The organism is Streptomyces sp. NBC_01244 (assembly GCF_035987325.1).
In the GTDB taxonomy this organism is placed as follows: domain Bacteria; phylum Actinomycetota; class Actinomycetes; order Streptomycetales; family Streptomycetaceae; genus Streptomyces.
The window spans coordinates 1,351,591-1,373,649 of record NZ_CP108488.1 but is presented as its reverse complement, the minus strand read 5'-3'; the positions used below and the strand labels follow the sequence as shown (position 1 = coordinate 1,373,649).

The 22,059-nt window shown below is 74.8% G+C and carries 22 protein-coding genes; 10 read left to right on the top strand and 12 right to left on the bottom strand.

Going from position 1 to position 22,059, the window contains the following annotated elements; genetic code table 11:
* Positions 1-57 precede the first annotated feature (57 nt).
* Both OG247_RS05850 and OG247_RS05845 read right to left on the bottom strand, forming a co-directional pair.
* Complete coding sequence (locus tag OG247_RS05850) at positions 58-516, bottom strand: Crp/Fnr family transcriptional regulator (protein ID WP_327251202.1); 459 nt, start codon at positions 514-516, stop codon at positions 58-60.
* A gap of 130 nt (positions 517-646) precedes the next feature.
* Entirely contained in the window at positions 647-949 is a 303-nt protein-coding gene (locus OG247_RS05845) for a hypothetical protein (RefSeq protein ID WP_327251201.1), read from the bottom strand.
* Between the two features lie 378 nt (positions 950-1,327).
* Between OG247_RS05845 and OG247_RS05840 the strand changes: the two genes are divergently transcribed.
* Positions 1,328-4,060 carry a DNRLRE domain-containing protein gene (locus OG247_RS05840; protein ID WP_327251200.1) on the top strand — a complete coding sequence of 911 codons (2,733 nt, stop codon included), beginning with the start codon at positions 1,328-1,330 and terminating at the stop codon, positions 4,058-4,060.
* 16 nt (positions 4,061-4,076) lie between these two features.
* On the opposite strand, the gene OG247_RS05835 is transcribed toward OG247_RS05840, so the two are convergent.
* On the bottom strand, positions 4,077-4,346 hold the full coding sequence (locus tag OG247_RS05835) for an ArsR/SmtB family transcription factor (protein WP_327251199.1): 270 nt from the start codon (positions 4,344-4,346) through the stop codon (positions 4,077-4,079).
* Between the two features lie 36 nt (positions 4,347-4,382).
* On the opposite strand from OG247_RS05835, the gene OG247_RS05830 reads away from it, so the two are divergent.
* Positions 4,383-6,239, top strand: a complete 1,857-nt coding sequence (locus OG247_RS05830; RefSeq protein ID WP_327251198.1) for a heavy metal translocating P-type ATPase — start codon at positions 4,383-4,385, stop codon at positions 6,237-6,239.
* Here OG247_RS05830 and OG247_RS05825 read toward each other — a convergent pair.
* A complete protein-coding gene (locus tag OG247_RS05825) occupies positions 6,227-6,727 on the bottom strand; it encodes a DUF3224 domain-containing protein (RefSeq protein ID WP_327251197.1) in 501 nt (166 codons plus the stop codon). The two genes, OG247_RS05830 and OG247_RS05825, sit on opposite strands and share 13 nt — an antisense overlap.
* A 102-nt stretch (positions 6,728-6,829) precedes the next feature.
* Between OG247_RS05825 and OG247_RS05820 the strand changes: the two genes are divergently transcribed.
* Positions 6,830-7,897 carry a helix-turn-helix transcriptional regulator gene (locus tag OG247_RS05820; RefSeq protein ID WP_327251196.1) on the top strand — a complete coding sequence of 356 codons (1,068 nt, stop codon included), beginning with the start codon at positions 6,830-6,832 and terminating at the stop codon, positions 7,895-7,897.
* Positions 7,898-7,977: 80 nt separating this feature from the next.
* Positions 7,978-9,843, top strand: a complete 1,866-nt coding sequence (locus tag OG247_RS05815; RefSeq protein ID WP_327251195.1) for a hypothetical protein — start codon at positions 7,978-7,980, stop codon at positions 9,841-9,843.
* Here the strand turns inward: OG247_RS05815 and OG247_RS05810 are convergent.
* Positions 9,840-10,214, bottom strand: a complete 375-nt coding sequence (locus OG247_RS05810) for a S26 family signal peptidase (protein ID WP_327251194.1) — start codon at positions 10,212-10,214, stop codon at positions 9,840-9,842. The genes OG247_RS05815 and OG247_RS05810 overlap by 4 nt on opposite strands.
* A gap of 54 nt (positions 10,215-10,268) precedes the next feature.
* Positions 10,269-10,742 (bottom strand): hypothetical protein, encoded by a 474-nt coding sequence (locus tag OG247_RS05805; RefSeq protein ID WP_327251193.1) that lies wholly within the window; start codon positions 10,740-10,742, stop codon positions 10,269-10,271.
* Positions 10,743-10,896: 154 nt separating this feature from the next.
* On the opposite strand from OG247_RS05805, the gene OG247_RS05800 reads away from it, so the two are divergent.
* Positions 10,897-11,256 carry a hypothetical protein gene (locus tag OG247_RS05800; protein WP_327251192.1) on the top strand — a complete coding sequence of 120 codons (360 nt, stop codon included), beginning with the start codon at positions 10,897-10,899 and terminating at the stop codon, positions 11,254-11,256.
* Here OG247_RS05800 and OG247_RS05795 read toward each other — a convergent pair.
* The 3 genes from OG247_RS05795 to OG247_RS05785 form a co-directional block, all read right to left on the bottom strand.
* Positions 11,205-11,768, bottom strand: coding sequence for an adenylate kinase (locus OG247_RS05795; RefSeq protein ID WP_327251191.1), 564 nt, complete (start codon positions 11,766-11,768; stop codon positions 11,205-11,207). The two genes, OG247_RS05800 and OG247_RS05795, sit on opposite strands and share 52 nt — an antisense overlap.
* A 31-nt stretch (positions 11,769-11,799) precedes the next feature.
* Complete coding sequence (locus OG247_RS05790) at positions 11,800-12,636, bottom strand: MerR family transcriptional regulator (protein ID WP_327251190.1); 837 nt, start codon at positions 12,634-12,636, stop codon at positions 11,800-11,802.
* Between the two features lie 163 nt (positions 12,637-12,799).
* Positions 12,800-13,303 carry a hypothetical protein gene (locus tag OG247_RS05785; protein ID WP_327251189.1) on the bottom strand — a complete coding sequence of 168 codons (504 nt, stop codon included), beginning with the start codon at positions 13,301-13,303 and terminating at the stop codon, positions 12,800-12,802.
* Positions 13,304-13,671: 368 nt separating this feature from the next.
* Here OG247_RS05785 and OG247_RS05780 point away from each other — a divergent pair, with 368 nt between their 5' ends.
* The 3 genes from OG247_RS05780 to OG247_RS05770 all read left to right on the top strand — a co-directional run bounded on the left by OG247_RS05780 (position 13,672) and on the right by OG247_RS05770 (position 16,560).
* On the top strand, positions 13,672-15,069 hold the full coding sequence (locus OG247_RS05780; RefSeq protein WP_327251188.1) for an MFS transporter: 1,398 nt from the start codon (positions 13,672-13,674) through the stop codon (positions 15,067-15,069).
* Between the two features lie 387 nt (positions 15,070-15,456).
* The gene (locus OG247_RS05775) at positions 15,457-16,218 is read left to right on the top strand and encodes a peptidoglycan-binding protein (protein WP_327251187.1); all 762 of its coding nucleotides are present in this window, start codon (positions 15,457-15,459) and stop codon (positions 16,216-16,218) included.
* Between the two features lie 6 nt (positions 16,219-16,224).
* Positions 16,225-16,560, top strand: coding sequence for a hypothetical protein (locus tag OG247_RS05770; protein WP_327251186.1), 336 nt, complete (start codon positions 16,225-16,227; stop codon positions 16,558-16,560).
* A 151-nt stretch (positions 16,561-16,711) separates the two neighbouring features.
* Here OG247_RS05770 and OG247_RS05765 read toward each other — a convergent pair whose 3' ends face one another.
* Positions 16,712-17,455, bottom strand: coding sequence for an SDR family NAD(P)-dependent oxidoreductase (locus OG247_RS05765; RefSeq protein WP_327251185.1), 744 nt, complete (start codon positions 17,453-17,455; stop codon positions 16,712-16,714).
* A 328-nt stretch (positions 17,456-17,783) separates the two neighbouring features.
* On the opposite strand from OG247_RS05765, the gene OG247_RS05760 reads away from it, so the two are divergent.
* Positions 17,784-18,842, top strand: a complete 1,059-nt coding sequence (locus tag OG247_RS05760; RefSeq protein WP_327251184.1) for a LacI family DNA-binding transcriptional regulator — start codon at positions 17,784-17,786, stop codon at positions 18,840-18,842.
* 28 nt (positions 18,843-18,870) lie between these two features.
* Here OG247_RS05760 and OG247_RS05755 read toward each other — a convergent pair whose 3' ends face one another.
* Both OG247_RS05755 and OG247_RS05750 read right to left on the bottom strand, forming a co-directional pair.
* Positions 18,871-19,386, bottom strand: coding sequence for a putative immunity protein (locus OG247_RS05755; RefSeq protein WP_327251183.1), 516 nt, complete (start codon positions 19,384-19,386; stop codon positions 18,871-18,873).
* A 75-nt stretch (positions 19,387-19,461) separates the two neighbouring features.
* Positions 19,462-20,781: an ROK family transcriptional regulator gene (locus OG247_RS05750; RefSeq protein WP_327251182.1), complete on the bottom strand. Its 1,320-nt coding sequence runs from the start codon at positions 20,779-20,781 to the stop codon at positions 19,462-19,464.
* Positions 20,782-21,065: 284 nt separating this feature from the next.
* Between OG247_RS05750 and OG247_RS05745 the strand changes: the two genes are divergently transcribed.
* Positions 21,066-22,007, top strand: a complete 942-nt coding sequence (locus OG247_RS05745; RefSeq protein ID WP_442813227.1) for an NADP-dependent oxidoreductase — start codon at positions 21,066-21,068, stop codon at positions 22,005-22,007.
* Positions 22,008-22,059 lie beyond the last annotated feature (52 nt).

Sequence of the window (22,059 nt, the reverse complement as noted above, 5' to 3'; positions counted from 1 at the left end):
CGGAGGCGGCTGACCTGTGGGGGAGCGGTCGGCGGAATCGGCCCGAACCCGTCCGGATCAGCTGGCGGCGAGACGTGGCGCGTACAGGTCCATGAGGCGGGTCCGCGTCTGGTGCAGCCGCAGCGCGAGCACCCGTCCGACCCAGTGGCCGAGGGCGGACCCGAAGGCCGGGTCGGCGTCCATGAGCATCCGTACGGTCGTGGCGTCGAACTCGTACGCGCGGACCGGCGTCATGGCCTCGGCGCCCAACTGCCACACGTACGGCGGGAACAGCCACGACCAGCCGACCAGTTCTCCGGGGCCCAGGCTCTCGATGGGCGTGGGCCGGCGACCCGGTACCGGGATCTCCAAGGTCACCGTGCCGGAGCGCACGATCCAGAAGGAGTCCGCCCTGGTGCCCTCGTCGAAGATCCGCGCGCCCTCGCGGAAATTGACCTCACGGGCGTGCGACATGAGCCGTCCACGGTGTTCGGTCGACAGGACGGCAGCGATCCGGATGGGGGAAGGTGTGCTCACGACGGCCTCCGATCGGGACCCCCCGCTCCCCCCAGTGTCGCCGACGCCGGACCGAATCCGGGGCGTCCGTCTCCGGAGAATTGTCCGATTTTCGGCGGCGCAAACCCCGCGGACCGCGAGTGCGGCCCGGCTACTCCTCCGCACCGGCCTCCAGGCAGGCCAGCTCCATGGCGTCGAGGACGGCCTCGTGGCTGCGCCCGCTCAGTTCGGAGACGTTCTCGATCTGTGCCGTCGCCCAGGCCGCCAGGGTCATCACCAGCACGCGGAGCCCGTCCGTGCCGTACTCCGCGAGGACCTCGTCGGCGGCGTGCATCGCTTCCTCGGGCACCTGCTCCGGTGGTTCGAGCCCGGCCAGACCGCGGAGCAGGGTCAGGGTGCGGCGGGAGATCTCGGGGGTCATCCTCGCCAGCCGCGTGTCTTCTTCGTCGCTCATCCCGCTCCGCCCCTCCGGTCCCGCGCCCGCGTACGTCCCCGGGCGTGCGCTCCCGCCCGTGCCGTGCCGTCCTCCCAGGGCACCGTAGAGGGGCGCGGGCCCGGGTGGGGCGGCAATCGCGAGAACGGACCCGGCGTCCCACGGAGCGGACGCGTCGCGGACGGGCGGGTCCGGGCTCGTCGGGGGCCGGGTCCGGCTTCGGGGTGCGGGCGGGCGGTGTGACTTGGCATGTGATGCGTCAAGTGCGGTGAACGGAACCGGGATTCCCCCTAGGGTGCCGTGGTCACGGTCGTGGACATCCGTACGATGGTTTCCAGCCATTCGATGTGCCGCACTCCGTATTCCGTTTTCGCTTTCGTTTTCCGAACTGGGGGGTTCATGCGTAGATCCAGAGGGCTGGCCACAGCTCTCACCCTGGCGCTGGCCGGCACCTGCACGGCCATGGGCCTCGGCCTCGTCGAAGAGGCCGCGGCCATCACCCCGCCGGTGGCCTTCACCGCCGACGAACTGCCCACCTGGCAGGCCAACGGTGTCGTCTGGGCCCTGGCCGAGGCGGGCGACCAGGTCTTCGTCGGCGGCACCTTCTCCGAGGTCCGCCCGCCGGACGGCGCCGCCGGAACCGAGCAGGAGGCGGTGAACTTCGCGACGCTCGATGCCGCGACGGGCGCCCCGACCTCCTGCAAGCTGTCCTTCACCGTGGGCTCCGGAACCGCCACCGTCCGTGCGCTCGTCCTCTCGCCGGACAAAGCGACCCTGTACGCGGGCGGCTACTTCGGCGCCGTCAACGGCACCGCGGTCTCCAGCCTCGCCGCCATCGACGTGGCGACCTGCACCGTGAAGACCGGCTTCCGGCCCGCCTTCGCGGCCACCGTCCGGGCCCTCGCCGTCACCGGCGACACCGTGTACGCGGGCGGCGACTTCCTCACCGTCGCGGGCCAGCCGCGCGAGCGGTTCGCCGCCGTCGACGCGGCCGACGGCACGCTGAAGCCCTTCACCGCGAACGCCGACGAGCCGGGCCGGGCCGTAGAGCTCACCCCCGACGGCGAGAACGTGGTCCTGGGCGGTGACTTCTTCACCGTGGGCGGTACGAACAGCCACGCCCTCGCCGTCGTCGACGCGACCACCGGCGCCGTCACCAAGGCCTACCCCGGGTTCGTCGATACCAACTCGGTGGTCAAGGACATCGCCACCGACGCCACCGGCTTCTACACCGCCAACGAGGGAACGGGCGGAGGCGTCTTCGACGGCCGGATCGCCCTCAACCTGAGCGACTTCGGCCAGCGCTGGCGCGACACCTGCCTCGGCGCGACCCAGGCCGTGCTCCCGTACCAGGACGTGCTTTACAGCGCCTCGCACGCGCACGACTGCTCCAGCATCGGCGAGTTCCCGGACGGCCAGCGCCACCACCTGCTGGCCCAGCCGACCACCGCGACCGGCAAGCTGGGCTGGGCTCCCGACACCAACGACGGCATCGGCGAGGGCATCGGCCCGCGCGTGATGGCGGTCGGCTCCAAGGGCGGCGTCCGGTACCTCTGGGTGGGCGGCGAGTTCACCACCGTCAACGGTTCGGCGCAGCAGAGCCTGACGCGCTTCGCCTCCACCGGGGACACGGGCGCGCCCAGCGTCCCGGTGGCGAGCGCCGTGAGCTTCAAGCCCGGTGAGGTGCAGGTGCGCTGGCGCACCAGCCTCGACCTGGACGACGGCACGCTCACGTACAAGGTCTACCGCAACGCCGCGGCCACGCCGATCGCCACGGTCGCGGCGGACTCGCTGTTCTTCCGCCGCCCGCAGGCCTCCTGGACCGACACCACCGTCACCGCGGGACAGACCTACACCTACCGGGTGACCGCCACCGACGCGGCCGGCAACACCAGCGCCCTGTCGGGCACGGCGAGCGTGACCGTGCCGAACTCGCCCGACGCGTACCCCAGTGCGGTCCGCGCGGACGGCGCCCAGTTGTTCTGGCGCTACGACGAGTCGGCCCTGCCCTTCGTCGCGGACTCCTCGGACGGCGGCAATCAGAGCGGTGTGCACCTGAACGCACCCGCCCTGCGCCAGACGCCCGGTGCGGTCTCGGGCGCGAGCACGGCCATCGGCTTCAACGGCACGGACACCCAGGTGTACGGGGACCGCCGCCAGAACGTCGGCTCCACGTACAGCATCGAGACCTGGTTCAAGACGAACACCACGAGGGGCGGCAAGCTCGTCGGGTTCGGCAACAACCAGTCGCGCGGCAGCAGTCAGTACGACAAGCACGTCTACATGACCAACGACGGCCGGCTCGTCTACGGCGTCTACAGCGGCGGAACCCACACCGTCACGACCGCCGCCGCGTACAACGACAACCAGTGGCACCACGTCGTCGCGACCCAGGGCCCGGGCGGCATGACCCTGTACGTGGACGGAGTCCAGAAGGGCACGCTGGGCTTCACCGCGCACGAGAACTTCGCGGGCTACTGGCACGTGGGCGGCGACAGCCTCGGCGGCTGGCCGGACCGTCCGATCAGCGAGTACTGGGCGGGCCGGCTGGACGAGACGGCCGTCTACCCGACGGTCCTGAGCGCGGCCCAGGTGCAGAACCACCACACCCTGGCCTCCGCCCCGGCCGACTCGGTCGTCGTGGTCCAGGCCGCTGAGGACACGTACGCCAACGCGGGCGCCCCGACCACCAATTACGGGACGTCCGGCTCGCTCGCGGTGCGCGGAACCTCGTTCTACGCGGGCTACCTGCGGTTCAACCTGCCCGCGGCCCCCGCCGGCACGGTGCTCAAGGCGGCCACGCTGAGCGTGAAGACCAGCACCATGAGCGGCGCCGGTACGACGGACACGGTGTCCGTGCTCCCGGTCACCGGCTCCTGGACCGAAGCCGGGACCACGTACGCAAACCGCCCGGCACTCGGGGGCCCGGCGCTCGGCAGCTTCGCGGGCGTCCCGGAGGGGTCGGCCGTCCACACGACCGGCCTGGACAAGACCGCTCTCGCGGGCGCGCTCGGCAGCGCGTACAGCCTGGCGCTGAGCAGCGCCGGGACGGACGCGCTGTGGCTGTGGTCCTCCGAGGCCGCGGCCAACGAGGGCAGCCCGAAGCTGACGCTCACCTTCGGCGCGCCGTAGCGGGACCGGGCGGTTCCTACGGGCGTCCGCCGTGGTGGACGTGCGCCAGGATCTGCCGGAGCAGGGCCGCGACGTGCGCGTCGTGGAGTTCGTAGATCACGCTGCGTCCGTCGCGGCGGCCGGTCACCAGGTCGAGGTGGCGCAGGAGCCGCAGATGGTTCGAGACGGTGGGCTGGCCGAGGTCGAGTGCCTCGGCCAGCTCGCCGACCGAGCAGGGGGCGTGCAGCAGACGGGCGAGGATGCGGATCCTGGCCGGGGAGGCCAGGCCCTGCAGGACTTCGGCCACGGCGGCGGCGTCCGGTTCGGTGAGCGGCCCGGTTCCATGCCGGTCACCGGCTACGCAGGCCCCGCCCCGCAGGCCCTCTTCATCGCGGCGTACGCCTTCGGCGGGTTCTTCACCTTCCGTGAGGCCCTGCTCGCCGTACGCGGCGGCCGCTTCCAGGTCGACTTCCTCATGCTCGTCGCCGCGGCCGGCGCCGCCGCGATCGGGCGGTGGGAGGAGGGCGCCGTCCTGCTCGTCCTCTTCAGCCTCGGCCACGCCCTGGAGGGCTACGCCATGGGCCGGGCCCGCCGCTCCATCGAAGCCCTCGGCGCGCTGGCCCCGCGTACCGCCCTGGTGCGCCGGGGTCCGGGGGCGCCGGTGGAGGTCCCGGTCGAGGAGCTGGCCGTGGGCGACACCGTCGTCGTCCGCCCCCACACCCGCGTTCCGGCCGACGGTTTCGTCGCCGCGGGCACCAGCAGCGTCGACCAGTCGCCCATCACCGGCGAGAGCGTCCCCGCCGACAAGGCCCCCGTCGCCGACCGGGCCGCCGCCCTCGCCGACCCGGGCGCGACCGGCCCCGAGAGCCGCGTCTACGCAGGCACGGTCAACGGCTCCGGCACCCTCGACATCGCGGTCACCCGCCTCGCCGGGGAAAACACCCTGGCCAGGGTCGTCAAGCTGGTCCAGGACGCCGAGGAGCGCACCTCGCCGACCCAGCGGTTCACCGAGCGGTTCACGAAGTTCTTCGTACCGGGCGTCCTCGTGCTCGTCGCCGTCCTGCTCGCCGTCGGCGCGCTCACCGGCGAGCCCTTCGCCGACACCTTCTACCGCGCCATGGCCGTCCTCGTCGCCGCCAGCCCCTGCGCCCTGGCCATCGCCACACCGGCCGCCGTGCTCAGCGCGGTGGGCCGGGCGGCACGCGGGGGAGTACTGGTCAAGGGCGGGGCGCCGCTGGAGGAGTTCGGCCGGCTGCGGACCATCGCCTTCGACAAGACCGGCACCCTGACCGAGGGCCGGCCGCGCCTCACCGAGATCGAGCCCGTCCACGCCGCCGGACGCGAGGAGCTGCTGCGCACCGCCGTCGCCGCGCAGCGCCTCAGCGACCACCCCCTGGCCCAGGCCGTGGTCCGCGACGGCGCGGGACTCCTGGAGGGGGCCGCCACCTCCGAGGCGGGGAGCCTGCGGGCCGTCATCGGCCGCGGAGTCGTCGCCGAGCTCGACGGGGAGGCCGTCCACATCGGCAGCCTCGCCTACGCGGACACCCTCGCGGGCCCGCCCGTACCGGCTCGGCTCCGCGACCGTACGGAGGAACTCGCCCGGACCGGCCGCACCACCATGCTGGTCCGCCGCGGCAACCGCTGGCTCGGCACGCTCGGCCTGATGGACGCCCCGCGCCCCGAAGCCGCCGCGGCGGTGGCCGCCCTGCGGGGGCTCGGGGTGCAGCGGACCGTGATGCTGTCGGGCGACGACCAGCGGGTGGCCGACGCGGTGGGCCGCGCGATCGGCATGGACGAGGTCCGGGGCGGTCTGCTGCCCGAGGGCAAGGTCGCCGAGGTGACCCGGCTGCGCCGCACGGCCCGTACGGCGATGATCGGCGACGGCGTCAACGACGCCCCGGCCATGGCCGGGGCCACCGTCGGCGTGGCGATGGGCGCGGCCGGTTCGGTCGTGGCCCTGGAGACCGCGGACATCGCCCTGATGTCCGACGACCTGCGCAGGCTCCCCTTCATCACCGGCCTGAGCCGCCGCGCGAGCCGCGTCATCCGGCAGAACCTCTGGCTGAGCCTCGGCATCGTGGCCGTGCTCGTCCCGGCCACCGCCCTGGGCCTCGGCATCGGCCCGGCGGTCCTGGTCCACGAGGGCTCCACCCTCGTGGTCGTCGCGAACGCGCTGCGCCTGTTGCGCTACGCCGACTGATCAGCGGTCGCGGTGCCCCCGCCGTCGGAGGAGTGGTCGAAGGCGTGGTCGAAGGCGTATTCCACCGAGGTGTCGCCGTAGCGGTGGGCGAAGGAGCCGGAGCCGGCGAGGCCGGTGAGGCCGCCGGTGCCCGAGCCGGGGACCACGGTGAAGCGGCAGAGGGTGCCGGTGGTGTCGAAGGTGCCGTGTTCCTCCAGGACGAAGGAGCCTTCGCGGCCGTCGACGGCGCCGGTGACCAGCTCCATGCCGGTGAAGGTGCCGGTGCTCTCCCCGGCGTAGGCCACGGTGTAGGCGCAGGTCGTCGCGGGGGCGGTGAGGACCCCGGTGAAGGCGTTGGTGACGGTGGCGCGGGCCAAGCGGGGGAAGACGCCTTCCGGGCCGACCGGGTGCTCCTCCCAGTCCTTGAAGGTGAAGCGGTTCGCGGTGGGTACGGGCGTCGTCGTCGTGGTGGTGTGGGTGGGCGCGGGCGTGTGCGTCGGCGTGGGCACGGGGGCCTCCTGGTTGTGGGATCCGCGGGCCGTCGGCCCGTCCGTGCACAGCCTGGGCGGCTTACCTGACACCTCCTGTCAGGTAAGCGGGACAATGACCGCATGCGCGCCGACCGGCTCCTCTCCCTCCTCCTGCTGCTCCAGAACCGCGGCCGGATGACCGCCCCCGAACTCGCCGCCGAGCTGGAGGTCTCCGTCCGTACGGTGTACCGGGACGTCGAGGCGCTCGGCGCCTCCGGGATCCCCGTCCACACCGAGCGCGGGCCCGCCGGCGGATTCCGGCTCGTCGACGGCTACCGGACCCGCCTCACCGGTCTGACGGACGTCCAGGCCGGCTCCCTGTTCCTCGCCGGCGCCCCCGGCCCCGCCCGGGACCTCGGCCTCGGCGCGGACCTCACCGCCGCCCAACTGAAACTCCAGGCTGCTCTCCCCGCCGAACTCGGCGACCGGGCCCGCCGGATCCAGCAGCGCTTCCACCTCGACGCGCCCGCCTGGTTCCGCGACGCCGACCCCGTACCGCACCTCGCGCAGATCGCCGAGGCGGTGTGGGAACAGCGGGTCCTGACCACCCACTACCGCCGCTGGAGCGGCGCCGTCCACCGCGCGCTGTGGCCGCTCGGACTCGTACTCAAGGGCGGCATCTGGTACTTGGCCGCCGCCCGGGCCGCGGAGCTGGTGGAGGCAGGGGAGGGGGTGGAGCCGGGGCAGGCGGTTGAGCCCGCGGAGGCGGTGGAGCCCGGGGAGGCCGCTCCCGCTCCCGAGAAGGCCGGGGGTGGCGTGCGGACCTACCGGGTGGGCCGGTTCCTCTCCGTGGAGACCCCCGGGCAGCGCTTCGAGCGCCCCGACGGGTTCGAACTCGCCGCGTACTGGGAGGAGTCCGCCCGCCGCCTGGAGGCGGCCACGCGCCGCCGGACCGCCGTCGTACGGCTCTCCCCGCACGCCCGGCGCCTGCTGCCGATGTGGTTCGGGGCGGCGGGCGTCCGCGCCCTCGCCACCGCGGGTCCGCCCGACGCGGAGGGCTGGGCGGAAGCGGAACTCGCCGTCGAGTCCGGCTCCGTGGCCGTCGGCGACCTGCTCCGCCTCGGCGCGGACGCCGAGGTGCTCGGCCCGCCCGAGCTGCGCCGGGCCCTCGCGGACGCGGTGGCCGAACTGGCCGGTCGCTACCGATGAGAATCCGCTTGCGCCGAGCCCGGCGGCCCGGCGAGGATCCACGGCATGACGATGCGAAAGGGCGTTCTGCGCCCGGGGCCGTGAGCCCCCGACCGCCGGGTCCCGAGGGCCCGGCCGACTGTGTGGACGCCTGGCTGGAAGAGGCCGCGCAGGACCGTACCGGCCACGGCTACGGGGCGGCGCGCTCCGCGGTCTTCGACGCCGTACGCCGCGACGCCGACGGCCCCCAGGCGAGGCGGCTCGCCTCCCTGGCATCCGACGCGCGGGGCGGCGTACGGCTGTGGGTGATCCGGCTGCTCACCGATCTGGCATCCGGCGCCGAGCACCGTGCGGCCGGCGCCCGGACCGCGCTGCCCCTGCTGGACGACCCCGACCCGCCCGTGCGGCGCGCCGCCGCCTGGCTGCTCGCCGAAGCGGACCGGGCACGGGCCGAGGAGCTCCTGACCGCCCCCATGGACGGCCCGGGCGCACCCGACCCCGTGGCCCGCCTCGCGCTCGCCGAGGCCCTGCTCGTGCGGGGCGGGGAGGGTCTCGCGGAGCGGCTGCGCACCGACGCCGATCCGGCGGTCAGACTGCGCGCCACCCAGGCTCCCGAAGGCGCAGCCGTCCTCGCGGACCTCGACGCCGCCGGGACGCGGCTCGGCGGCCCCGGCAGCCGGCTGGCATGGCGGATCGGCACCGTGTGGGGGCTGAAGGCGCGCCGTTCCACCGACGAGAGCACCTGCTACGAGCAGGTCGCCCGGCTCGCGGTGCGTCCGGCGCAGGCGGCCCGCGTCGCGGCCGTGGACCTGGCGGAGCAGGCGATGCGTCACTGGCGGGCGGCCCCGGAGGCGCTCGTACCGCACCTGCGGCCGCTGCTGGCGGACCCCTGGTCGGGGCCGGCCGCCGCACACGTGCTCGGGGCCTCGCTGGAGGCAGCCCGGCTGTGCCGGGAGGAGCTGGCGGAGCCGGGCCCCGCCCGGGCGGCGACGGCCACCTTGGCGCTCGCCAGGATCGGGGACGTACGGGCCCTGCCGGAGCTCTGCCGGATCGTCCGCGCGGGGGCGTGCGGGTGGCAGCTCGGGGAGGCCGCCAGGGGGCTCGCCGACGTACCCGGCACGGACCTCGCCACGCTCGTGGAGGCGGCCGCGGCGGCCCTGGACCTGCCCGGGCCCTACGACGCGGGACGGGCACTGCCCGTCCTGAGCGCGTGTGGAGCGGCCGCGGCCCCCGCGGTGCCGGTGCTGGTCAGGATGCTGGCCGGGCTGCTGGCCGGGCTGCTGGCCGGGCCGGCGAGCGGCCGGGCGGACGATGGCCCGCGGAACCAGCAGGCGGGCCGCCTGGCGGGCAGCCTGATCGCCGCGCTCGGAGCCATCGGTCCGGCGGCGGCCCACGCCCTGCCCCTGCTCGACTCGATCCCCGAGAACGGGCCGGGCACCCGGGCCGGGCACACCGCCATGGCCCTGATCCGGATCTCCGGGGACCGCCGCCGGGCGGAAGAGACGCTCGGCAGGCTGGGCGACCGGCCGCGCGACATCGCCCTGGCGGCCCGGATCCTGGAGTGGCTGGCCGACAACGGCGGACTGGAGCCCCACCACCTGGCCCGCCTCGGGGAGAACACCGCCGACGCGGACCGCGCGCACCCGCGACTCCTCGCCACCCTGTGGCTGCACGCCGGGGACGAGCCGACTGGACCGTCGCTGGACGCCTTCCTGGACCATGTGGTGCGCGACGGATTCGGCCCGTACGTCTGCCGGATCCTCGCAGTCCTGGGCCCCGCGGCCGCCCCGGCCCTGCCCACCCTGCGGGCGGCGGCGGAGCAACGCGTCCGCATCCCCATGTACCTCGGCGACCAGGACCAGGAGATGCGCGAGGACGAACGGCTGGCCGAAGCGCTACGGGACACCCTGCGGCGGATCGACGGGCTGAGGCCGGGAGGACCAGGCCCGGGGAAAGAGACGGCCTAACCGGGCCCGCGCGTGCCCGCCGACCCGGCCGCGCGGACCTTTGCCGCCGCGCCGGGGCGGGGGACGTCGTCCACCGCGAGGCAGATGCCGAAGACCCGGTCGTGGCCGGTCCAGCCGTTGACCCGGCCGCGGTTGTTGGAGATCTGGACCCGGCGGCGCGGGGTGTCCACGGCCGTGACGAGGTGCAGGTACACCGTGCCGGAGACCCGGGCCAGCACGATGTCGCCCGGTTCCAGCAGCGGGGGGTGGGCCGGGGCGACACGGACGCGTTGCCGGCTGTGGACGAGCGGGACCATGGACGTGCCGGTGGGCCGGAACTCCACCGTCGCGCCCGCGCGGACACGTTCTGCCTGGACGTCGAGCATTCCCATCGGGCGAGTGTGCCCCGGCGCCGTGCCCGGCGGGTACCGGATTTCGGGCCGCCCTCAGGGAGTCGGTGGCGGTTCGACCTCCAGGAAACGGCGGCGCCGGGGGCCGCGGTACAGCAGACAGACCCAGCCCAACCGTTCGAGGGCGGCCGCGCAGGCCGTGAGGCGTTCCTGCTCCTCCTCGGCCGCGCCGCCGCCCGCCGGGCCGACCCAGGTCACCTCGACGCGGCCGTCCCCGGACGCGGCGGGGCCCACCCGGTAGCCGGTCCGGGTGCGCGGCCGCCCGTCCGGGTCCTGCGGATCCCGGGCCGAGGGCGGGAGGCCCGCCGCCTCCAGTACGAGGGCCACCGCGCGCGGCATCAGGCGCAGTTCCCACGGGGCGGGAACTCCGGCGCCCGACGGGCCGTTGACGAGCCGACGGATCTGCAACAGGCCTGCGTAGGCGGTACGCAGCTCCGCCGCCCGTCCCGCTGCGGAGAGTGCGGGGCCGTCGCCGTCGGCCGGTTCGAAGCCCTGCCCGGGTGTGTTCACGTACGGCTGTCCCCTCTTCCCCTGGTTCCGTCGTCCGATCCGATCCGATCCTGACTGATCCGGTCCGGTCCGGTCCGCTTCTGAGTACCTCACACCCAACGACCTGAGTATCCGGCCCGATTCCCGGGACGGCCCCCGCTGATCGAATGGGGGCATGACCTCCGAGACCGTCACCGGCACCGTGACCGCCACCGCGACCACCGCGAGCCGCCCGCGCATGCAGCAGCACGTGACCACCGCCGGATCGGCTCTGGCCGTGGCCCTGGTCCCGCTCGTGGTCGGGGTCCTGGTCGCCAAGGGTCTCGCCGCGGACCCGCACGCACCGGTCAACGCCCTGATCACCGGCGGCGGTCAGCGCGCCGGTCTGCCGCGGGCGGAGTGGCGCCGCCGCGGCCACGCCACGATGCGCCGGCTGCGCACGGCCCGGCGCGGAACGGTGCGGGGCGCCGTACGGGGTCGGGCCTACGTGATGGGCGGCCGCTCCGTGACGGGCGGCCGCCCGGCCGGTCGCTGAGCCCGCAGCCAGGCTTCGGCGGCCTTCGGGGAGCGCAGCCGCACCACCCGCAGCGGAGCGAACCGCCCGTCGCAGGCCAGCCCGCCGATCTCCGCACGCCGGGCCCCGTACTGGGACCAGGCCCACCACGCGGGGTGGTCGGCGAGCAGCCACTCGCGCCACCGCTCCCGGTTGCCGCCGAACAGCCGCTCCCGCAGCAGGCTGCGGCGCAGCGAGCGCACCAGCACCCGGCGCATGACGGTCCGGCGCGGCTGGTCCAGCCACACCACGGTGTCGGCCCGCCGCCACAGCACCTCGCGCGCGGACTCCGGCCCGTGGGAGTCGAGGATCCACCGGTCGCCCTCCGCGATCCGGGTCAGGTCCGCGAGGTAGGAAGGGCTGACGGCCCACCCCGGCCCGGAGAAGTGCAGCTCGTCCATCTCGTGGTAGGGCAGCGCGAGCAGCCGCCCCAACTCCCGGGCCAGGGTGGACTTGCCGGCTCCGCTGATGCCGACCACGAGGACGCGTTGCATCAGCGGAGCCTAACCGGTGGGGTGCCCGGCCTCAGGCGCCGAGCGGCTCCTGGAGTTCGGTGACCCACTGGTCCCGGTCCTCAGGGCAGGCCAGGGACACCTCGCGCGCGTAGCCGGCGGAGCGCTCCCCGTTCGCGTCGATCCACTGGGCCAGGGCCTGCGCGGTCGGCAGGACGGAGTCCATCGAACCCCGGTGCACGACCGTCGCCGCCCGCTCGACGGCGGGCAGCACGACGATCCGTACCTCGCCGCCGAGGTCCTCCGCACGCACGGAGGCGGCCACCGGCAGCCCGGCGTGGACCAGGACGGCGCCCGGCCGCTCCGGGTCGCCGGCGTCCTCGTAGTACGCGATTCCCGGGGCGGTCGGCGTGACGCCGGTGGCCTCGACGCGGCGGCACAGCTCGTCGTAGAGCGGGCCGATGACCGGGCCGATGTCCTGCCCCTCGTAGCTGCCCGCGACCCCGCTCAACTCGGCGAGGCGGACGGGCGGAAGGCTCTTCACGACGATGTCGATGGAAGACATGGTTCCCTCGTTCTCGATGATCCGGAGCCTCGTCTCGACCTGGGTCAGCCGGGCCGCCGCGGCGGCCATGGCCGACTCCAGTTCCGCCTGCCGCAGCCGCAACATGCCGCGCAGCTCCTCCGCGCTCACCAGCTCGTCGAGTATCGACCCCACCTGTTCCAGGCTGAAGCCGAGTTCCTTGAGCGCGATGACACGGTTGAGGCGGGCGAGCTGCCCGGCCTCGTAGTAGCGGTAGCCGCTGGCGGGGTCGACACGGGCCGGGTGCAGCAGTCCGAGTGCGTCGTAGTGACGCAGCATGCGGACCGACACCCGGCCGTGCTTGGCGAAGTCTCCGATGGTGAACATGACGCCTTCCAGTGCAGGCCCTGACACGGTGTGAGAGTCAAGCGCGCCCAGAATATGCGGCCATCGGGCCAGGTCAGCGGCTCAGGTCAGCAGAGCGGGCCGGCAGATCGGGCCAGTGGCTCAGGTCAGCGGATGGGGTCAGCGGATCGGGCAGCGGCTCGGCTCACCGGCCGGCCTGGCGGATGCAGAGATCCACGATGGAAGGCGGCAGGGAACCTTCCGCGGCCGCGCACAGCTCGTCCGTGCGGGGCAGCGGCGGTACGGGGGCGCGTGCGGGGCGGTCGGGCCGGGCGGCGGCCGTCTTGGGCGGGTGCGCGCGGCGCGGCGCGGCAGGCTTCGAGCGCCGTTCGGCCGCCGGGCGGGGGGCCTTGGCGGCGGGCCGGGCGTGTTCGGGTCGGCCGTCACGGTCGGCGCCGTTCTGATCGGCTTCGGCCCGGTCGGCTTCGGCCCTCGCCGGGAGTTCACCGAGGGGCAGCGGCTTGGCGGCGAGCCCGACCGGATCGGCCGCGGGCGACGCGTCGGCCGGTCGGCCGAGCTCCGGAGCGTCGGCGGGCGGTACGGAGCCGCGCGCGGGCACCTCGGCATCCCGCGGGCCGCCGACCGACACGCAGCCGGCGCTCGCGAGGAGGGCGACGAGGGAGAGGGGCAGGACCCGGCGCAACTGCATCGGACCACCATGCCGCACGGGCCGGAGGCCGGTTCCCGCGCTCGGGCGCGGGAGCGCGCGGAACACGGGGTGGGGAAGCGCCGTGGGCGCCGCCGGAACGGTCCTGCGGGGCCACTGTGATCGTTTCTGCCGTGACGGGAGGTTCACCGGTCCGGGAGAACGCGCACGTGGACGGGGGGTGGACCTGGCGCGGAAATCCGGACAAGGTTCGGATGGGAACGACAGTGCGGATGCCGGGGGAGGCGCGACCCCCGGTGCTCCGCGTTGCCGTGCCGGCTCCCCGGACGGCCCCGCCCGCCCGGCGGGAACGCTCCGGTGGGCCGCCCGCCAGCCTGCCCGCCTGCCTGACCCGTACGGAGTCCCGCCCCATGACCGAAGCCACCGCGCCCGGCAACGAACCGAACGAACCACACGTCCCGGAGCCGAAGCACCCGCCGGGCAACGCCCACACCCCGGCATCGGATTCCGGGCCGGCCGCGGTCCCGGACCGCGTGCCGGACAAGGCCGTCGCCGGATGGCGAGGGTGGGGAGCGGTGGGGGCGGTGGCGCTCGGTATCTTCTGCCTCATCACCTCCGAGTTGCTGCCCGTAGGTCTGCTCACCCCGGTAGGCGCCGATCTCGGTGTGTCCGACGGCACCGCCGGGCTCATGGTCACCGTGCCGGGGCTGGTCGCGGGATTCTGCGCACCCCTCGTCACCGTTGGCGCCGGCCGCCTCGACCGGCGGTGGGTGCTGGTCGTGCTGATCGCCCTGATGGCCGTCGCCAACCTGGTCGCCGCCGTGGCCCAGAACTTCGGGGTGCTGCTGGCGGCCCGGCTGCTCGTAGGGGTCAGCGTCGGCGGGTTCTGGGCCATAGCAGGCGGCCTCGCCGTCCGTCTCGTCCCCGCGCACCAGGTCGGCCGGGCCACCGCGCTCGTCTTCGGCGGAGTCCCCACCGCCTCGGTGCTCGGCGTCCCCGCCGGGACCCTGCTCGGCGAACTCGGAGGCTGGCGCTTCGCCTTCGCGGCCGTGGGCGGGCTCGGAGTCCTCACCCTGGCCGCCCTGCTCCTGCTGCTCCCGCCGTTGCCGCCGACCCGGACCATCACCTTCGCCCAGCTCCCCGCCCTGCTGCGGCGCAACCGCGCGGTCCGGGCCGGGGTGGTCGTCACCTTCCTGGTGGTGACGGGGCAGTTCACGGCCTACACGTTCGTACGGCCGATCCTGCAGGACGTGTCCGGGGTGAACGCCGCCTACGTGAGCACCCTCCTCCTCGGATACGGAGTCGCGGGCGTGGCGGGCAACTTCCTGGCGGGAGCGCGCGACCCGTACCGCACGCTGTTCACCGTGGGTGCCGCCCTCACGGTGATCCTGGCGTTGATCGCCCTCGTGCCGGGAACGGTCGCCGCTACGGTGCTGCTGCTGGCCTGGGGGCTCGTGTACGGCGGGGTCTCGGTCAGCCTCCAGAGCTGGATGATCAAAGCCGCCCCGGACGACGCGGAGGCCGCCTCCTCGTTGATGGTGGCGATGTTCAACCTGGCGATCGCCGCGGGCGCGCTGTCGGGCGGCCTCGCCGTCGACGGCATCTCGGTGCCCGCGGCACCGCTGGCCGGAGCCGCCTTGATGGCCCTGGCGGCCGTCACCGTCCGGGTCACCTCGACGTCCCGCACGGCCACGCGGGCAGTCGCGGGCTCGGGCGCGGGCTCCGGATCTGGATCGGGATCGGGATCGGGCGCGACCGCGTCGGCCGACGTCACCGACCGCGACGCTTCACCGGCCGACCGGCGATAGACCAGCGGCGGGCCCCGGGCCGGGAGTTGGCCGTCCGCGATGCGGACGGTCGACCACCCGGGCCCGACAGAGGGCCGGCGCCCCACAGGACGGTTCCGATGGAGAGGGCATGCCGGGCATGCCCAGACCGGGCGGATGGGGTGGATCGGACATCCGGCTTGACCTGGGGCATCTCCTGGGGAAAGAGTGCGCCGGTCGAACACCGTCATCCGGACCGACCCTGCCCGCGACGTGCCGTGTTCCGGCCGCCCGCGCCGGGACGGGCCCGGTCGCCCGACGGCGTAGGACCTGACCGGCCGGGTACGGGGGCCGACACCGCACCGCCGCGCCGGCCCCCGTACCCGCCGGGAGACAACCGTGTCCCCTGACCCCGATGAGAGTGGGCTCGTGCCCGACGACGATCGCTTGCTCGTACGCCCCTACGTGGCGCCCTCGGGCCCGCTGCCCGGTTCCTCCGCGCCCGCCTGGCCCGAGGAGTCCGGGCGGATGACCGTACCGACGCGCTTCGGGCCGCCCGCAGAGGCGCCCGGGCCTTCGCGCGTACCCGTGTGGGAATCAGGTCCCGCGCAGCAGGCGGCCCCCTCGGTGACCCCCGCGGCGGCCGACCGGCGGGGCAGCCGCCTTCCGTTCCTCGGACTCGCCCTGCTCGCCCTCGGGGCGGCCGGCGCCCTCGCGTTCCTCCTGCGCACCCCCGACCGGGAGCCCCCGCGCGCCGTGGCCCCGCCGGGCCTGTCCGTGCCGGTCCTCCCCGCGCGCAGCCCGGGGGCGGACGAGGAGCCCACCCCGGCCGTGGAGTCCGTACGCCCGTCCGCGCCCGGATCCCCGTCCGCGACGGCTCCGACCGGCGCCGGTCAGCCCTCTGCCGGCCCGTCGGCGGGTCCGAGCCGGGACCCGAAGCCGACGGGCCCGACGGGGCGCCCGACGCCGGGCGAGGGCGGGACCCTGAGCCCGGGGGACCGCGGGGCCGAGGTGCGCGCCCTGCAGGAACGGCTCCACGCGCAGGGGTTCACGTACGTCTCCGTCACCGGGGTGTACGACGAGCAGACCCGGCGCGGTGTCCACCAGCTCCAGCAGAACAGGAGCATCGAGGGCGACCCGCCGGGCATCTACGGACCGGCCACCCGCGCGGCCTTCGCGAGCGAAGGCTGACACCTCATGCATCAAGCAGAGGTACTGCTCGTGGGAGGGCGCGCGGGCGTCGGCGAGACGACCGTGGGACGGGAGGTATCGGCGCGTCCGCGCGCGGCGATGGTCGCGCACTGTGTCATCGAAGGCGACTTCATGGGGCAGGCGCATCCCCCACGGCACTCTGGGCAGGAGCTGGGCTCGGAGCTGGAGTCCGAGTTGGAGAGCAGCGTCCGTAAGGCGCGGACCCAGGATGAGCGGACGCCCCCGGACACGGTGCGTGTGGCGACCGACGGACGATCCGTGGTCGGCATCGCGCACGAGGTGCTGGGCGCCACCAACTGGCTGCCCAGCACCTCTGGTTAGGGCCGGTTAAGGCCTGTCGTCAAACTCCTGTCGTCGCCCGAAGGGCGGCCTGGACGTACTTGGCTTTCGCCCGGTGCGGCGAGAGCGCGTGCCGGGCGTCGCGAGGCAGACGGGAGTTTGACGACAGGCCCTAGGCCGGGGCGGCGTCCGTTCAGCGCCCGCCGGCGACGCGCAGGACCGTACCGGTCGTGTACGCGGCGTCCGCCGACAGCAGCCAGGCGATGGCCGAGGCCACCTCCGCCGGCTGCCCGGCCCGGCCGAGCGGGATCTCGGCGGCCGCCAGCGCGGGGCGGTCGGGGTCCCCCATGGCGGCGTGCATGTCGGTGTCGATGATGCCGGGGGCCACGGCGTTGACCCGGATCCCGTCCGGGCCCAGCTCCTTGGCGAGGCCCAGGGTCAGGGTGTCGGTGGCGGCCTTGGTCGCGGCGTAGTGGACGTAGCGGCCGGGACTGCCGAGGGTGGCGGCCGCGGAGGAGACGTTGACGATCGCCCCGCCGCCCGACTCGGCCATGTCCCGGGCGGCCCGGCGGCAACAGAGCAGGTACCCGAGGAGGTTCACGTCGAGCACGCGGCGCAGGTCCTCGACCCGGATGTCGGCGAGCCGCCCCGGGGTGCCGGTCACCCCGGCGTTGTTGACCAGCCCGGTCACCGTACCGAGCTCGGCTCCGGCGATGTCGAAGAGCCGCTCCACACCGCTCTCCTCGGACGTGTCACCGCGCACGGTCACACACCGCGCGCCGGCCTCCCGTACCCGCTCGGCGGTGGCCTTGGCGGCCGCGTCGTCGTGCAGGTAGCCGAGGACGAGATCGTGCCCGTCGGCGGCGAGCCGGACGCACGTGGCGGCGCCGATACCGCGACTGCCTCCCGTGACGATGGTGATCGGACGACGTGACATATGAGCCTCCTGCATGACGCATTACCCCGTGTCGTGCCCACACCTGGGATCGCGGCAGGCTAACACCGCGATATCCGGCGGACCAGCGGAAACGGCCTCCGGCAGTGACCTGCCGGAGTGCCTGCCGGAGCTCCTGCAGGACCTACCGGGCGAAGTCGCCACAGCGGCCGCGCACCCCGGGGGGACTACCGGCCGGGGGCGTCACCCAGGGGGCGACGGCCGGCTCGCAGCCGAACCGGCCCGGCCGGTCGAAGCGCGAGTGCTGTGCCGCTCCGGGGGCGATCGGGGGTCTGGGTGGGGTGTGAGCGCGGGCGGCTACAGTGCCGCCATGGACGCAGCGAGCACGGCCGCCGGTACTGGCACCGGTACGGCCACCGGCACCGGCACGGCCCCGACCCTGGAGGACGTGGCCCGCGCCGCCGGGGTGTCCCGGGCCACGGTGTCCCGCGTGGTGAACGGGGTCCGCAATGTGGACCCCGCCATCCAGCAGGCGGTCCAGCGGGCCGTCGCCGCGACCGGGTACGTGCCCAACCGTGCGGCCCGCTCACTGGTGACCCGGCGCTCGGGTGCGGTGGCGCTGGTGGTCTCGGGCGCCGGCGCGGACACCGGCCGGGTGTTCCAGGACCCCTTCTTCGGGCGCGTGGTGAGCGGGGTCGTACGGGCCCTGCGCCCGCGCGGTGTGCATCCGGTGCTGCTGTTCGCCGACGGGGAGGCGGACCGCGCGCAGGTGCTCGAATACCTCGCTCAGGGCGGCGGCGACGGGGCCCTGCTCGTCACCACCGACGGCCGCGACCCGCTGCCCGACCTGCTCGCGCGCTCCGGACTGCCCGCGGTGCTCTTCGCCCGCCCGGCTCCCGGGATCCCGCTGGACTGGGTCGACCTGCGCCACCGTGAGGGCGGTGCTCTGGCCGCGCGGCACCTCCTCGCCCGGGGCTGCCGGCGGCTCGTCGCGATCGGCGGCCCGGCGGACGTGCCGGCGAGCCGGGACCGGGTGGCGGGCTTCCGGGAGGCGCTGGCCGGAACGGCGGTACGGGTGGCCGAGGCGGACTTCACGCTGGACGGCGGCGAGCAGGCGATGCGCGCGCTCCTGGCCGAACGCCCGCACGTGGACGGGGTGTTCGCGGCGAACGACCTGATGGCCCAAGGCGCCTGTCTGGTGTTGCGCGAACACGGCCGCCGGATCCCGGAAGACGTGGCGGTGGTCGGCTTCGACGACTCCGGCGCGGCGGTGGCGTCCAGGCCCCGCCTGACGACGGTCCGCCAGCCGGTGGAGGAGATGGCGGCGGAGATGGTCCGCCTCCTCCTCGACCGGGTGTCCGGCACGGCGGCGCCCGAACCGGTGGAGGTGCTCTTCGACCCGGAGCTGGTGGTCCGCGACTCGGCGTGAGCGCTGCCGCCGGCCGTCGGCCCCCGGTTCAGCAGTCGAAGGCCGACCAGCAGATGTCGCTGCGCAACCGCTGGTCGTCGAGCACGAGTTCGCGGATCGCCTCCGGGAGCCGGTCGCGCTGCCACCGGCACTCCCGGCGCCCCGCCGCCTCCCCCTCGCCTTCCGGCGCGGCGGCACGTGCGGCCTTGATCGCGTAGGCGGCCGCGCCGAGCTCGTGCGCGGCGACGTGGGCCACGGCCCCGGCCTGGCCCGCGGCGTACGCGGCATGGCGGGCCGCGCCGCGCAGGTCCCTGGCCGCGCCCATCGCATGGCCGCCCGCCGAGCGCGATTGGGTCATCGTGACCTCGCCGCGCACCCACGCGCGGGCGTGCTCGATCGCCTGACGCGGTCGCGGGTCCTCGGGCCGGGCCGACTCGAACAGGTCGAGGACGTGTTCCGCGCAGGACGCCGCCCACAGGGCGAGGAGGTGATGGTCCGCGTCGGTGAGGGTCCCGCCCCGGCGGATGGTCACGAAGCGGGGGTCCCGGATCTTCGGGAGGATCATGGTGGGCGCTCCTTGGTCCGGCCGGCCGTCAGAGTACGCCGGGGAGGTCCGTGACCGCCCCGGCTCCGCCCGCCCCTACTCCCGCCCCGCCGCCGTCGCGGCGCCCCCGCGGGTCTGGAGGGACGTCTGCCAGCCCGGGGCTTCCGTCGCGGGCTCCGGCGGAGTGCGGCGGCCGCCCGTGGCGAAGAAGGCCGCCAGGGGGAGGGTGGCCGCGCCCACCGTGACCGCGTCCGGGCCCAGTGCGCCCAGGCCGATGGTGACCCGGGCCGCCGGGTGGCGCAGCGAGTAGCGCGTCGCGTGCTCCCGTACCGCCGGGAGGATGTGCGGGCCCAGCATCAGGCCCGCCCAGCCGCCGATCAGGATCCGCTCCGGCTGGAAGAGGTTGATGACGTCCGACAGGCCCGCGCCCAGGTACTCCGCGGTCTCGTCGAGCACGTCGAGTGCGATCGCGTCCCCGGCGCCGGCCGCCGCCAGCAGCGCGGCCAGGGCGTCCTCCTCGTCCCCGGCGCCCGCGTCCCCGCCGCCGCCCCGCTCCGCCCACCGGGCCAGGAGCGACTCGGCTCCCGTGTAGGCCTCCAGGCAGCCCAGGGCCCCGCAGCGGCAGCGCCGCCCGCGGACCTGCACCGTCAGGTGGCCCCACTCCAGGGGCGCGCTCCCGGTGGCGGCGCCGTCCGGGGAACCGTCGGTGATCAGGCTCGCCCCGACGCCGGAGCCGAAGAGCACGACCACCGCGTCCCGGGCCCCGCGTCCCGCGCCGAACCACATCTCCGCCTGGCCGAGCGTGCGCGCCCCGTTGTCGATGATGTACGGGACCCCGGGCGGCACGGCTCCCGTCGCGCGCAGCAGCGCCTCCAGCGGGACCGCGTCCCAGCCGATGGTCTGCCCGTGGACCACGGTTCCGCCCGGCGCGTCGCGGTCGACGATGCCGGGTACGCCGATGCCGACTCCCAGGAGCCGGTCCGTCCCGACCCCCGCCTGCTCCAGGACGGAGGCGATCCCGCTCCGTACGTGGTCGACGATCGGGCCGACGTCGTAACAGCCGCGCGGCTGCAACGGGAGTTCGGCGCGCGCCAGTTCGGTGAGGGTGAGGTCGAACAGCTCGACCCTGACACGGGTTTCGCCCACGTCGACGCCGATCATGTGCGCACTGCCGGGCGCGACGCGCAGCAGCGTACGGGGGCGGCCGCCGTCGGAGTCGACGACGCCGGCCTCCTCCAGCAGCCCGTCCGCGACGAGTTCACCGACCACGTTGCTGACGGAACCCGAGCTCAGCCCGGTCGCGGGGCCCAGTTCCTGCCGGCTCATGGGCCCGCCGAAGTACAACTGCTGCAGCACAACGCTGCGGTTGCCCCTTCGCAGGTCCCGCACCGTACGTCCACCGCGCCCCGCCGTCATGTGGCTCCTTCCGCCCTGACACCGATCGCAACATACCTGTGCGCGGCCCTTGGGCGCGACACTTTCCCGCTACTTAATTCACGTTCTAAATTAATAACTCGGGGGAATGGGGGCGTCGCGTGCCCGGTGGGAGCAGGGTGCCAGCACCCGGCCCCGTGCGCCCCGCCCCTTCCCGAACCGCTCCGCCGCGCCGTGCCCGCCCCTCCTCCCGGGGCGGGCGCGGCTCTTCGTGGTGGGATGGGGGGGCGGGGGGCACGCGACCGGCTCACGGAGAGGCGAGAGGTATGTCCGAGGACCAAGAGGGCACCATGCGGGCGATGACGTACGACACGTACGGCGGAGTGGAGGTGCTCTCCGAGACCCGGATCCAGGTGCCCAAGGTCGGCCCCGGAGAGGTCCTCGTCCGGGTCCGGTGCGCCTCCGTCAACCCCGTCGACTGGAAGATCATGGCGGGCGGGCTCGATGGCCTGATGGACGTCGTGTACCCCGTCGTCCCCGGCTGGGACGTGGCCGGAACGGTCGAGTACGTGGGCATCGACACCCCCGAGTTCACCGCCGGCGACGAGGTCGTGGCCTACGCCCGCAAGGACTACGTCCACGGCGGCACCTTCGCCGAGTTCGTCACCGTGCCCGTACGGGCCCTCGCGCCCAAGCCCGCCTCCCTGACCTGGCAGCAGGCCGCGGGGCTGCCGCTGGCCGGCCTCACCGCGTACCAGCTGCTGACACGGCTGGACACCGGCAAGGAGGACACCGTCCTGGTGCACGGAGCCGCGGGCGGAGTGGGCTCCCTGGGCGTGCAGATCGCCCGCGCGCTTGGGGCCCGCGTCATCGGCACGGCCTCCGCCCGCAACCACGACCGGCTGCGCGAGCTGGGATGCGAACCCGTCGAGTACGGCGACGGCCTCGCGGACCGGGTCCGCGCCCTGGCGCCCGACGGGGTCACCGTCGTCGCCGACTTCGTCGGAGGAGTCCTCGACACCACCCTGGCGGTACTGGCCGAGGGCGGCCGGCACGCCTCCATCGCCGACCACGCCGTGCTCGGAGCCGGAGGCCAGTGGATGTGGGTGCGGCCCGTCGGCGCCGACCTCGCCGAGCTGGGCCGGCTGGCCGACGCCGGTCAGCTCACCGTCACCGTCGCCGAGACCTTCCCGCTGGCCGAACTGGCGGCCGCCTTCGAGCTGAGCCGCGAGGGACACACGGCCGGGAAGATCGTCCTGGAGGTCTGAGCCCGCTGGAGTGCTCCGGCACACGACCGCGCGCCGCCTGGATTGCTTCCGG